Source organism: Planktosalinus lacus (genome assembly GCF_014640155.1).
In the GTDB taxonomy this organism is placed as follows: Bacteria; Bacteroidota; Bacteroidia; order Flavobacteriales; family Flavobacteriaceae; genus Planktosalinus; species Planktosalinus lacus.
The window spans coordinates 43,136-54,975 of sequence record NZ_BMGK01000003.1; the positions used below are offsets into that span (position 1 = coordinate 43,136).

Sequence of the window (11,840 nt, forward strand, 5' to 3'; positions counted from 1 at the left end):
TAAAAATGAAAAATGTATTAGTAGCTACTGTGTTCTTTTTGTTTGCTTTTAGCATTCAGGCACAAGATAAAAATGCCAAAGCCATTATTGAAGTAGACGGGGTATGCATGATGTGTAAAGAACGCATCGAAAAAGCCGCCATCAAAACCAAAGGTGTGAAATCAGCGGTATGGGATGTGCAAACGCATATGCTTGCTCTTATTTATGACGAGCGAAAAACCCATCTGGATACGATTCACCAACGGATAGCAGACGTAGGACACGACACTGAAAAAATAACGGCCACTGAAAAAGCCTATAATAGTGTGCATAACTGTTGCAGATATCGTGATGAAGCTGTGGTTGATGAGCATTAACAAGTTCATCAAATTTTGTATAATAAAAACGCCTTTTCATTTGAAAAGGCGTTTTTACTTTATAATTTTAAACTCCCCCTCTATTGGAGGGGGCTGGGGGGAGGACAGGATTACATCATCCCCGGCATACCGCCGCCCATTCCGGGAGGCATACCGCCACCACCGCTGTTTTCTTCTTTAATATCGGTTAAAGAACATTCAGTGGTCAAGATCATTCCTGCAACAGAGGCAGCATTTTCCAACGCAATGCGTGTTACTTTTTTAGGATCGATAATTCCGGCTTTCAGCATATCTACATACGTGTCAGTCTTGGCATCAAAACCGAAGTTTTTCTTGCCTTCCAACACTTTTGCAATGACAACCGAACCTTCACCACCTGCATTTTCAACGATGGTGCGTAAGGGCGATTCAATGGCTTTTGCTACAATCTGCACACCTGTGGTTTCGTCAAGGTTTTCAGTGGTTAGTTTTTGCAATACTGAAATGGCTCTTACCAATGCAACACCTCCACCGGCAACAATGCCTTCTTCTACTGCAGCTCTGGTTGCGTTGAGGGCATCATCCACACGGTCTTTTTTCTCTTTCATCTCCACTTCGCTGGCAGCACCCACATAAAGTACGGCCACACCTCCGGCCAATTTGGCCAAACGCTCCTGAAGTTTCTCTCTGTCATAATCACTGGTTGTGGATTCTATTTGCGCTTTTATTTCATTCACACGTGCTTTGATGGCGTTTTTATCTCCGGCACCGTTCACAATCGTAGTGTTGTCTTTGTCCATGGTGATGGTCTCAGCAGTACCCAGCATATCGATGGTTGCGTTTTCCAAAGTGAATCCTCTTTCTTCAGAAATAACAGTTCCACCGGTCAAGACTGCGATATCTTCAAGCATGGCTTTTCTTCTGTCCCCAAATCCCGGAGCCTTCACGGCTGCGATTTTTAGAGAACCTCTTAACTTGTTTACTACCAGGGTAGCCAACGCTTCTCCGTCGACATCTTCAGCGATAATAAGCAACGATTTTCCTTGTTGTGCTACAGGCTCCAAAACAGGTAACAAGTCTTTCATTGAAGAAATTTTCTTGTCGCAAATAAGGATCATCGGGTTTTCTAATTCTGCGTTCATTTTTTCAGAATTAGTCACAAAATAAGGTGACAGGTACCCTCTGTCAAATTGCATACCTTCTACAACATCTACATAGGTGTCGGTTCCTTTGGCTTCTTCCACAGTAATCACACCTTCTTTGCCTACTTTTCCAAATGCTTTTGCTATTAATTCACCAATGACATCATCATTGTTGGCAGAGATAGAAGCTACTTGTTTGATCATATCTGAAGAGTTACCCACTTTGGTAGTTTGCTTCTCAAGATCTTTTACAATGGCTTCTACAGCTTTATCAATACCACGCTTTAAGTCCATCGGGTTGGCACCTGCAGCTACGTTTTTCAAACCTTCCTTAACAATGGCTTGTGCCAAAACAGTTGCGGTGGTAGTACCGTCACCGGCAAGGTCATTGGTTTTTGAGGCCACTTCTTTAACCATCTGTGCACCCATGTTTTCAAGAGCGTCTTCCAGTTCAATTTCTTTAGCTACGGTCACCCCATCTTTGGTGACTTGTGGCGCTCCAAATGATTTGTTGATGATTACATTTCTACCTTTTGGGCCCAGGGTTACTTTTACTGCATTTGCCAATGCATCTACACCACGCTTTAGGCCATCGCGTGCTTCAATATCATATTTTATGTCTTTTGCCATAGTTATTTTGCTTTATGCAGTAGGCTTTATGCTTTAAGCTTACTGCGGGTTAATTTTTGTTTTAAGTTGTAAATTTTACTTTTAATTTCATTGATTTTACTTTCCATTTTTACAAATACATCATTTTTGAGGTATGCTAAATCTTTGGAAAGCATAAGGAGATACTCTGTTTCTAAAGCTGACCCTAATGCAATGTTGAGGAATTGATTGAATTCCGCATCACTGTTTCTTCCACATCCTTCACTAATATTGGTTGGAATCGATAATGATGCTCTTCTTATTTGACTTGTGAGCCCGTATAGTTCTTCTTTGGGAAAAAGATTAGTAATCTTATACACCTCTAAAGTAAATTCGTGACTCAAATGCCAAATATCATATTTTTTAAAATCCCTCATTTCGCTTATTGCTTAAAGCTTATAGCTTTTTAAACAATTGCAAGGATATCATCCTCACGCATAATAAGGTAATCATTACCGTCTAGTTTTAATTCGGTACCGGCATATTTTCCGTATAGGACGGTGTCGCCTACTTTAACGGTCATTTTGTGGTCTTTTTTTCCGGAACCCACGGCAACTACTTTGCCTTTTTGAGGTTTTTCTTTTGCAGAATCAGGAATGTAAATACCTGAGGCAGTTTTGGTTTCAGCTTCTTGTGCTTCTACCAAAACACGGTCTGATAAAGGTTGAATTTTTAATGCCATATAATTTGAATTTTAAATTAGTTTTTACAACTGCTAATTGGCAGAAATTATGCCACTGCTTAAACTACTGACAGTTTGAAACAAAAAATGCCAGCTTGTCATAAGCCGGCAAAAAAAATCCCGCGACACTGTCCCCCGAAACAAGCGATAGCTGTGGAGGAGGAAGGCGGGAATCTAAAGTTTTGTTTTATTTCTACTCGTTTGGAGTTTGCTCAACGGGTGTTGAAGGAATTGGACTGGTTCTTTCAGTTGCATCGAGAGCTCTTGAATCTTGAGATCCACCTCCGCTCATAATAGATACATTTGACAATAAAATCAAACCTAAAAGCAGCACTGCTAGTGTCCAGGTGCTTTTATCCAAAAAGTCGGTGGTTTTTTGAACTCCACCCAATTGTTGTGTGCCACCACCTCCAAAAGAAGAAGAAAGCCCGCCACCCTTAGGGTTTTGAACCATGATAACAACGACTAATAAAAACGCTACAAGAACGATTAATATTAAAAAAACTGTGAACGTGCTCATTGAAATAGTTATTTATTTTTTTGTTGTAATTTTTCTATTGCCCGAATTTGGTCTGCAAAGAAACCACTTTTTTCGGGATTTTTCAAAATTAAAATTTTATATGCCTGAATTGCTTTTTTATAATTGTTTTGTTGCAAGTATACTTTTGCCAAAGTTTCTGTCATTAAGTGCTCTTTTGGCTGAGCATAAGGTTTTGAAAAATCCTCTGAAGAAACACTTTCTTTGGGTTTTATTTTGGGATTTTCCTGAATGAATTTATCAATGAGTTTAAATTTTTCTTCCTTACGGCTATCTGCTTTTGAAGTGCTAACCCCCGTTTTAACTTTCTCCGTTCGGTCAATGGGTTTGGCTTGGGTGAGTTTCAACCACTCACTGAATGAATGTGTATCGTTTTTTGTAAAAGGAAGTGGTTTATTAATTTCGAGTAACTCCTCAACAGCTTTCTCCTGTGCTGTTTTTTCAGGTTTTCTTTCAAACAAGTTGGGATTGAGAATGGCTTCAGCTTTCACTAATTCGTGTTGTTCATTTTCTTCGGGTTCAAAGAGTGATGACTCATTGAAAACTTCAGAGGTGATAAAGTCAAATAAAACGCTCCTGTCAGTAGTATAAGCTGCAGTTTTTTTTAATTCTGGATTGTATTGGTAATTGTTTTCGTCTTTCAAAACTTTTAAATACAAAGCCCTGGCGGGTTGAAAAAAAGGAAAGTCTACAAGGATGCTCTCTAAAGCAACTTTACTTTCTGAAGTGATGGTTTCAGGGTGTTGAAGTAAGTATGTGATTTTTTCCTTGTTCAAAATAATCTTACCATTTAGCCAGTGTGGCATTAAAAACATCTTGAGTGATGCGTTCAAAAATTACATTGATGGCTTCATCTCTTTGTGAGCCAGTGAGCTGAGCTGAACCGCCATAGTCATAATAAAATGAAAACCGTTGCTCTAAATCGTTGCCTTCATTTTTGGTGTCATAAAAGCGCACATTTACTGAAACCGTCAACCTGTTTTGGGCCGCTGTGTTTTGAGCAGTTGCGGTAATAGGTGCAATATAGTATTCAACAATTTCACCTTCATAAATCAAATCTCCATTTTGATTGGTTAAATCAAGGCTTGTTTGGTTTAGTATGATATCCTGAAGACTTTGCGTGAATTGTCTGTCTATTCCCGGCTCTACAATTGGGGCATTATTTCTGAAAAAATTAACTTGAAATGTACTGATATTTGAAGCTACAGAAGCGCCCGTAAATGAATATACCCCACAACTTTGAATGCTGCAAAAAGTAGTTATGAGGGTGAGTGTAAATAGTATCTTTTTCATTTAAAAGAGTTTGTCGCTAAAGTCCAAATTGCTTGATTTTTCTGTAAAGTGTTCTTTCAGAAACACCCAATTCATCGGCAGCAGCTTTTCGTTTGCCTTGGTTTTTTTCCAAGGCTTTTTTGATAAGCTCCAGTTCTTTATCTTTGATAGAAAGTGTTTCTTCTTCTTGAATTTCTTCAGCAAAATGATATTTGTCTTTGGATTGTTCCTGTGCGGGAGCGTCGTTGAGCTCAAGGATTTCTACATCATTTTGAGCATCGTTTTCTTCAATTATATCAGTTAATTCTTCAAAGGAGTCTTCTTCCTGTTGAGTATAGATTTTTTTAATCAAACCTGAATGTTCTTTTTGAACATTTTCTGTACTGCCGCTTTTCAAAAGTTCAAGCGTTAATTTTTTAAGGTCGTTCACGTCTCTTTGCATATCAAAAAGCACTTTGTAAAGTATTTCACGCTCTGATCCAAAATCGCTTTCAGATTTTTTATTCCCAATCACTGCAGGAAGCTGCCTGCCCATATCAGGCAGATAATTTTTCAGTGAGTAGGCGTTTATTTCACGATTTTGTTCTAAAACAGAAATTTGTTCAGCCACGTTGCGCAATTGCCTGATGTTTCCGCTCCAGCGATATTTTAAAAGAAGCTGGGTGGCATCATCTGTCAACCTTATAGTGGGCATTTTATATTTTTGAGCGAAATCAGCAGCAAACTTTCGAAATAAGAGATGAATATCTTCCTCGCGCTCTCTTAATGGTGGTAAATGAATATCAACGGTACTCAATCGGTAAAACAAATCTTCTCTGAATTTTCCATCATTGATTGCCTGTGCCATCGGGACGTTTGTAGCCGCAACAATGCGCACATTGGTTTTTTGTGTTTTGGAAGAGCCCACTTTGAGGAATTCACCATTTTCAAGGACCCTCAAAAGCCGCACTTGTGTTGGAAGAGGAAGTTCGCCCACCTCATCAAGAAAGATGGTGCCGCCATCGGCTACTTCAAAATAACCGCTGCGTGTTTGAGTCGCTCCGGTAAATGCACCTTTTTCATGACCAAAAAGCTCACTGTCAATGGTGCCTTCTGGTATCGCACCACAGTTTACTGCTATGTATTTTCCGTGCTTTCTGTGAGAAAGCGAATGTATAATCTTTGGAATACTTTCTTTTCCCACACCACTCTCACCTGTAACCAGAACTGAAATGTCTGTGGGAGCTACCTGAATGGCCTTTTCAATGGCACGGTTGAGCTTTTCATTATTGCCAATGATTCCGAAACGTTGTTTTATTGCTTGTACACTTTCCATTTTTTTGTTTCAGGTTTCAAGTTTCAGGTTTTTGAAGCTGACTCTTACACCTTTTTATCATTTATTGAAACTTAATTCCTTTAAATTCCTTTTTATTTAAATAAGAGATAAAGTTTTTTATTTTTCCACTTAGCTTTTCATAATCATTTTTTAATTGAAGGAACAGTTGTTCGTCAATATGGCCATAGTCAAAAACTCTGTACACTTGCGACCTGACCTCCCCGGCAGAACCTTTGGCTATCGAAAGAAACTGTCTGAATTCTAAGTTTCCGTCCCTTTCAAAACCTTCAGCTATATTGTCCATAACAGACCCTGAAGATGATTTTATTTGTTCTTTAAATTTAAAATCAGTTTTCAAATCGGTTTCAATAGATATTTTATGAATAATGACAGCTAACCTTCTAGCTTCCATCCATATTTCTAAATCTTCAAACCTTTTTATCGTAGCCATAACCTAAAACTTGAAACCTGAAACCTGAAACCTGAAACAAATCCAAACTATTCCTTCGAGTACCCCACAGCCTCCCCCATCAAAGTGGCAGAAGTACAATCTGTAATTTTAACCATCACAAAATCGCCTACTTTGTAGTTTTCTTTTGGAAATACCACTACAGTATTTTGTGGAATTCTTCCGCTCCATTGGTTGTCGTCTCTTTTAGATGTTTTTTCTATCAAGACTTCCATGGTTTTACCAACAAACTGTTGAGTTCTGTATGCACTGTGCTTTTGTTGAATTTCAACAATTTCCTGCAGACGTCTCTTTTTTATGGCTTCTGGAATATCGTCTTCCAGCTTTCTTGCAGCCAAAGTTCCGGGACGTTCAGAATACATAAACATAAAACCGAAGTCATACTTCACATAGTCCATTAAGCTTAAAGTGTCCTGATGGTCTTCTTCGGTTTCAGTAGGGAAACCGGCAATGATATCTTGAGAAATCCCGCAATCAGGTATGATACTCTTAATGTTGTCGATAAGTTGAATATATTCTTCCCGGGTGTGTTGGCGGTTCATCTCTTTTAAAACACGTGTACTTCCACTTTGCACCGGAAGGTGAATGTAGTTGCAAATATTTTGATACCTGGCCATGGTTTCTATCACATCCATAGTCATGTCCTGAGGATTTGAAGTAGAAAACCGAATGCGCATTTTTGGCTGGGCTTCAGCAACCAGTGAAAGTAAACCGGCAAAATTGGTGGCCGTTGCTTTTTGCATTTCACTGGCTTTATCAAAATCTTTTTTGAGTCCGCCGCCATACCATAAATAGCTGTCCACATTTTGACCCAGTAAAGTGATTTCTTTAAAACCTTTGGCCGCAAGGTCGTTGACTTCTTCCAAAATGCTTTGTGGATCGCGGCTGCGTTCTCTTCCTCTCGTGAAAGGCACTACACAAAATGTACACATATTGTCGCAGCCTCTGGTGATTGAAACAAAGGCGGTCACTCCGTTGCTTTGCAGTCGAACAGGTGAAATGTCGCCATAGGTTTCTTCTTTTGAAAGGATCACATTGATGGCATTTCTGCCTTCTTCTACCTCACTCAACAAATTGGGTAAATCTTTATAGGCATCGGGACCCACAACGAGGTCAACAATTTTTTCTTCTTCAAGAAATTTATTTTTAAGACGTTCGGCCATACAGCCCAACACACCTACTTTCATTGAAGGGTTGATGGTTTTTTTTACGGCGTTGTATTTTTCAAGGCGCTTTCTAACGGTTTGTTCTGCTTTGTCGCGAATGGAACAGGTGTTGACCAAAACCAAATCAGCTTCTTCAAGCTGATTGGTGGTATTGTAACCATTTTCAGATAAAATGGAAGCCACTATTTCGCTGTCGCTAAAATTCATCTGGCACCCATAACTTTCAATAAAAAGTTTTTTAGTGTTGCCTGCAACGGTATCCATTACCAGTTTTGTGCCTTGTTTTTTTTCGTCTATTACTTTCTCCATATTTTCTTCTAATCTACAAGTGTGCAAAGATACAATTTTTAATAGATTTGTGACAAATTGGCAGAAAGATTTATCGGTATTTTGTCTTTATTAAATAGGTGTTTCTACCTATATTCTTTCATTATAAAAAAAATCATATACTTTTGCATTTTCCAGAATACCTGAAAAATGAATGTTTAGGCAAGGCTAATTGTACTAGTTTTGAATGCTTAAAATTTAATTGTAATCAAAAATCACGAGACTCCAACCTTCGTAGGAGTATGAAATATGGCAAAAAATCTTGTAATCGTAGAGTCACCGGCAAAAGCAAAAACCATCGAGAAGTTTCTCGGAAAGGATTTTAAAGTAGAATCCAGTTTTGGTCATATCGCAGATTTGCCATCCAAAGAACTTGCAGTTGATGTAGAAGGCGATTTTAAACCTAAATACATTGTGCCAAGAGATAAAAAAGCGCTGGTAAAAAGTTTAAAAGCACTGGCTGATAAAGCAGATACTGTCTGGCTGGCAAGTGATGAAGACCGTGAAGGAGAGGCCATTGCTTGGCATCTCGCCGAAGAGCTAAAACTTGACGAATCAAAAATTAAGCGAATCGTTTTTCACGAAATTACCAAATCTGCCATTCTCAAGGCCATTGAGAATCCACGTAAAATTAATTATAACCTGGTAAACGCACAGCAAGCGCGCAGGGTTTTAGATAGGTTGGTGGGCTATGAGCTTTCTCCTGTACTATGGAAAAAAGTAAAAGGTGGCCTTTCTGCCGGGCGAGTGCAATCTGTCTCTGTTAGGTTGATTGTGGAGCGCGAGCGAGAAATTCAAGGCTTTAAGTCGGCCCCCTCGTTTCGTGTTGATGCAGAGTTTGTGGGGGATGAAGGAAAAGCATTTAAAGCAAAATTGCCCAAAAATATTGAAACACTTGATGAGGCAAAATCTTTTCTCGAGAAAAATATTGGCGCAGGGTTTAAAATAAGTGATTTAACCAAAAAGCCCGCAAAAAAACAACCCGCTGCACCTTTTACAACTTCCACATTGCAGCAGGAAGCCTCCCGAAAGCTTTATTTTCCGGTTGCTAAAACTATGAATGTTGCCCAAAGACTCTATGAGGCCGGGCTTATAACTTATATGCGTACAGACAGTGTAAATCTTTCTGACGAAGCTAAAAGTGCTGCTCAAAAAGAAATTAAAGCCTCTTTTGGTGAGAAATACAGCAAACCTAGAAATTTTAAAGGAAAGTCAAAAGGTGCTCAGGAAGCTCACGAAGCAATCAGGCCTACTGATATTTCAAGACACAGCATTGATATTGACAGAGACCAATCCAGATTGTATGAATTGATCTGGAAACGCACCATCGCTTCACAAATGAGTGATGCTGAGCTGGAACGCACCAATGTGCGAATTGAAGCTTCAACCCACGACCAGGAGTTTACAGCAAATGGCGAAATGATTAAGTTCGACGGATTTTTAAAAGTGTATTTGGAAGGGACAGACAATGAAGATGAAGAACAAGAAGGAATGTTGCCAAATTTGAGGAAAGGAGAAAACCTTAAAAATAATTTTATCACAGCCACAGAGCGATTCACAAGAGCTCCGGCACGATATACAGAAGCATCCTTGGTAAAAAAGCTGGAGGAGTTGGGTATTGGTCGTCCTTCGACCTATGCACCAACAATTTCAACGATTCAACAACGCAATTATGTTGAAAAGGGCACAATTGAAGGTGTTGAAAGAAAATACAAAATGCTTTCACTAAAAAAAGAAGCACTTTCTGAAAAGACACTGAGCGAAGTAGTGGGGTCAGATAAAGGCAAGTTGGTGCCCACAGATATAGGTATGATTGTAAATGACTTTTTAGTCGAGAATTTTAAAACCATACTCGATTATAATTTTACTGCCAAGGTAGAGCAGGATTTTGATGATATCGCTGAAGGAAATGAAAAGTGGACAGAAATCCTTCGGGATTTTTACAAAGACTTTCACCCAAAAGTAAAAGATGTTGAAAAAAATGCAGAACGTGAAAGTGGTGAGCGCATTTTAGGTGAACATCCTGATACAGGTAGGACTATTTTGGTGCGCCTAGGTAAGTTTGGAGCTATGGCACAAATTGGAGCCCCCGATGATGAAGAAAAACAATTCGCCAGCCTAAGACCAGACCAACAACTAAACACCATAACACTTGAAGAGGCTTTAGACTTGTTTAAGCTTCCGCGAAAGCTGGGTGAATTTGATCAACAGGAAGTGGAGGTCAATAACGGAAGGTTTGGGCCTTATGTGCGTTATGGAAAAACCTTTATTTCACTTCCAAAAGGAATGGACCCATTGGAAGTTACCATGGAAACTGCCAAAGAACTCATTGAAGAAAAGAAAAAGGCCGATGCACCTATTGCTTTTTATGAGGAGAAACCGGTGCAAAAGGGGGTGGGTAGGTTTGGTCCCTTTATCAAATGGGATAATATGTTTATCAATGTCAGTAAAAAATATAATTTTGACGACCTTTCTCAAAACGATATAGAAACACTCATTGAAGATAAACTTAAAAAGGAACGAGAAAAGTTATTAAGAGACTGGCCTTCAGAGGGAATACGAGTTGAAAAAGCCCGTTGGGGACGTTTTAATGTGATTAAGGGAAAAACCAAAGTTGAACTTCCAAAAACAACAGATGTTGATAAATTAACGCTGGAAGAAGTAAAAGCTATGGTAGATAAAAAAGCACCTGCTAAAAAATCAACCCGAAAAAAAACTTCTAAGAAGTAAAGATTATGCAAGAGTTTTTCAGCCCGGTTGGCAAATCCGTTATGGGCCATCGCGAGTTTTTGCCTGAAAATGTTTTGGGAAAACATTTACTGATACATTCGGGTAGAAATGGATTTCCTGAGCTTGAGGGCTGTAAGTTTGCTCTGTTTGGCGTTAAAGAAAACAGAAACAGCATCGATTTTAACGGAACCTATCCTGTTTTTGATTCCATTAGAAAATCATTGTATGCTCTATTTCCCGGAAATTGGAACTACAAGATAGCCGATTTAGGAGACATATACCCCGGTGAGACAGTAACAGATACTTATTTTGCAGTAACAGCGGTTGTAAAAGAATTACTTAAACAGCAAATCATCCCATTAATGCTGGGCGGATCTCAGGATTTAATGTATGCGGCATATAGGGCCTATGACGATTTTGGAAAAATGATCAACTACGTAAATATTGACAGTAAATTTGATATTGGTGATGCTGAAGCAGCTATAAACAATGGCTCCTATGTTGGTAAAATGGTAGTTGATAAACCCTACAACCTTTTTAATTACAGTGCAATTGGTTATCAATCCTATTTCAATTCTGCAGATGAAATCGCTCTGCTTGATAAGCTTTATTTTGATGCCTACAGGTTGGGTGAAATTGTAAATAACATTCAGCTTGTGGAGCCGCTTACCAGAGATGCAGATATGATAAGTTTAGATATTTCTGCAATAAAAACCGCAGAACTCAGTTATATAAATAACAACTCACCCAACGGACTGGATGGAAGAGAAGTTTGTGCTATTTCAAGATATGCCGGGATTAGTAATAAGGTGAGTTTTTACGGAATCTTTGAAATCAATGATTTTGAAAACACACCATCAGCATCTATGCTAATTGCTCAAATACTTTGGTATTTTATAGAAGGGGTTAATTACAGAATTGATGATGGTGATTTTATTTCAGATGAAGATTTTAAAACCTATAAGGTTCCAATAGAAGATGACGTCTTGGTATTTAAAAAGAGTCTAAATACACAAAGATGGTGGATTGAATTACCATTTATTTCAGAAGGAAATAATAAATTAAAAAGACACACGTTATTACCTTGCGCTTACCAAGATTATGTGAGTGCTTGCAATCAGGAAATACCTGAAAGATGGCTAAAAGCCAGACGTAAAAATGAAATTTAAAATGAATATTAAATAGAAATTAAGGGATTTAAAAAAAAATGTTGTTT

Annotated in this window: 12 protein-coding genes; 3 read left to right on the top strand and 9 right to left on the bottom strand. The window is 38.6% G+C overall.

Annotation, left to right across the window (positions count from 1 at the left end; translation table 11 throughout):
* The first annotated feature begins 5 nt into the window (after positions 1 to 5).
* Entirely contained in the window at positions 6 to 356 is a 351-nt protein-coding gene (locus IEV69_RS03945) for a heavy-metal-associated domain-containing protein (RefSeq protein WP_188439695.1), read from the top strand.
* Between the two features lie 110 nt (positions 357 to 466).
* Here IEV69_RS03945 and groL read toward each other — a convergent pair whose 3' ends face one another.
* The 9 genes from groL to miaB form a co-directional block, all read right to left on the bottom strand.
* A complete protein-coding gene (gene groL / locus IEV69_RS03950; protein WP_188439697.1) occupies positions 467 to 2,107 on the bottom strand; it encodes a chaperonin GroEL in 1,641 nt (546 codons plus the stop codon).
* A gap of 26 nt (positions 2,108 to 2,133) precedes the next feature.
* Entirely contained in the window at positions 2,134 to 2,502 is a 369-nt protein-coding gene (locus IEV69_RS03955; RefSeq protein WP_188439698.1) for a four helix bundle protein, read from the bottom strand.
* A gap of 29 nt (positions 2,503 to 2,531) precedes the next feature.
* A complete protein-coding gene (locus tag IEV69_RS03960; RefSeq protein ID WP_188439700.1) occupies positions 2,532 to 2,807 on the bottom strand; it encodes a co-chaperone GroES in 276 nt (91 codons plus the stop codon).
* Between the two features lie 193 nt (positions 2,808 to 3,000).
* A complete protein-coding gene (secG, locus tag IEV69_RS03965; RefSeq protein ID WP_188439702.1) occupies positions 3,001 to 3,327 on the bottom strand; it encodes a preprotein translocase subunit SecG in 327 nt (108 codons plus the stop codon).
* Positions 3,328 to 3,335: 8 nt separating this feature from the next.
* Positions 3,336 to 4,151, bottom strand: coding sequence for a DUF8458 domain-containing protein (locus IEV69_RS03970; RefSeq protein ID WP_229741314.1), 816 nt, complete (start codon positions 4,149 to 4,151; stop codon positions 3,336 to 3,338).
* Complete coding sequence (locus IEV69_RS03975) at positions 4,129 to 4,638, bottom strand: LptE family protein (RefSeq protein WP_188439704.1); 510 nt, start codon at positions 4,636 to 4,638, stop codon at positions 4,129 to 4,131. Before IEV69_RS03975 ends, IEV69_RS03970 begins: the two co-directional genes overlap by 23 nt.
* A gap of 16 nt (positions 4,639 to 4,654) precedes the next feature.
* A complete protein-coding gene (locus tag IEV69_RS03980; protein ID WP_188439706.1) occupies positions 4,655 to 5,932 on the bottom strand; it encodes a sigma-54 interaction domain-containing protein in 1,278 nt (425 codons plus the stop codon).
* Positions 5,933 to 5,993: 61 nt separating this feature from the next.
* Positions 5,994 to 6,383: a four helix bundle protein gene (locus IEV69_RS03985; RefSeq protein WP_188439708.1), complete on the bottom strand. Its 390-nt coding sequence runs from the start codon at positions 6,381 to 6,383 to the stop codon at positions 5,994 to 5,996.
* Between the two features lie 47 nt (positions 6,384 to 6,430).
* The gene (gene miaB / locus IEV69_RS03990; RefSeq protein ID WP_188439709.1) at positions 6,431 to 7,876 is read right to left on the bottom strand and encodes a tRNA (N6-isopentenyl adenosine(37)-C2)-methylthiotransferase MiaB; all 1,446 of its coding nucleotides are present in this window, start codon (positions 7,874 to 7,876) and stop codon (positions 6,431 to 6,433) included.
* A gap of 267 nt (positions 7,877 to 8,143) precedes the next feature.
* Here miaB and topA point away from each other — a divergent pair, with 267 nt between their 5' ends.
* Both topA and IEV69_RS04000 read left to right on the top strand, forming a co-directional pair.
* Positions 8,144 to 10,624, top strand: coding sequence for a type I DNA topoisomerase (gene topA / locus IEV69_RS03995; protein WP_188439711.1), 2,481 nt, complete (start codon positions 8,144 to 8,146; stop codon positions 10,622 to 10,624).
* Positions 10,625 to 10,629: 5 nt separating this feature from the next.
* The gene (locus IEV69_RS04000; RefSeq protein WP_229741316.1) at positions 10,630 to 11,793 is read left to right on the top strand and encodes a formimidoylglutamase; all 1,164 of its coding nucleotides are present in this window, start codon (positions 10,630 to 10,632) and stop codon (positions 11,791 to 11,793) included.
* The last annotated feature ends 47 nt before the right edge of the window (positions 11,794 to 11,840 follow it).

What these genes read in the sequence shown, in the direction of transcription:
- IEV69_RS03945 (WP_188439695.1), top strand. Translation starts at nt 6, where the DNA reads ATGAAAAATGTATTAGTAGCTACTGTGTTCTTTTTGTTTGCTTTTAGC.
- groL (WP_188439697.1), bottom strand. Translation starts at nt 2,107, where the DNA reads ATGGCAAAAGACATAAAATATGATATTGAAGCACGCGATGGCCTAAAG.
- IEV69_RS03955 (WP_188439698.1), bottom strand. Translation starts at nt 2,502, where the DNA reads ATGAGGGATTTTAAAAAATATGATATTTGGCATTTGAGTCACGAATTT.
- IEV69_RS03960 (WP_188439700.1), bottom strand. Translation starts at nt 2,807, where the DNA reads ATGGCATTAAAAATTCAACCTTTATCAGACCGTGTTTTGGTAGAAGCA.
- secG (WP_188439702.1), bottom strand. Translation starts at nt 3,327, where the DNA reads ATGAGCACGTTCACAGTTTTTTTAATATTAATCGTTCTTGTAGCGTTT.
- IEV69_RS03970 (WP_229741314.1), bottom strand. Translation starts at nt 4,151, where the DNA reads ATGCCACACTGGCTAAATGGTAAGATTATTTTGAACAAGGAAAAAATC.
- IEV69_RS03975 (WP_188439704.1), bottom strand. Translation starts at nt 4,638, where the DNA reads ATGAAAAAGATACTATTTACACTCACCCTCATAACTACTTTTTGCAGC.
- IEV69_RS03980 (WP_188439706.1), bottom strand. Translation starts at nt 5,932, where the DNA reads ATGGAAAGTGTACAAGCAATAAAACAACGTTTCGGAATCATTGGCAAT.
- IEV69_RS03985 (WP_188439708.1), bottom strand. Translation starts at nt 6,383, where the DNA reads ATGGCTACGATAAAAAGGTTTGAAGATTTAGAAATATGGATGGAAGCT.
- miaB (WP_188439709.1), bottom strand. Translation starts at nt 7,876, where the DNA reads ATGGAGAAAGTAATAGACGAAAAAAAACAAGGCACAAAACTGGTAATG.
- topA (WP_188439711.1), top strand. Translation starts at nt 8,144, where the DNA reads ATGGCAAAAAATCTTGTAATCGTAGAGTCACCGGCAAAAGCAAAAACC.
- IEV69_RS04000 (WP_229741316.1), top strand. Translation starts at nt 10,630, where the DNA reads ATGCAAGAGTTTTTCAGCCCGGTTGGCAAATCCGTTATGGGCCATCGC.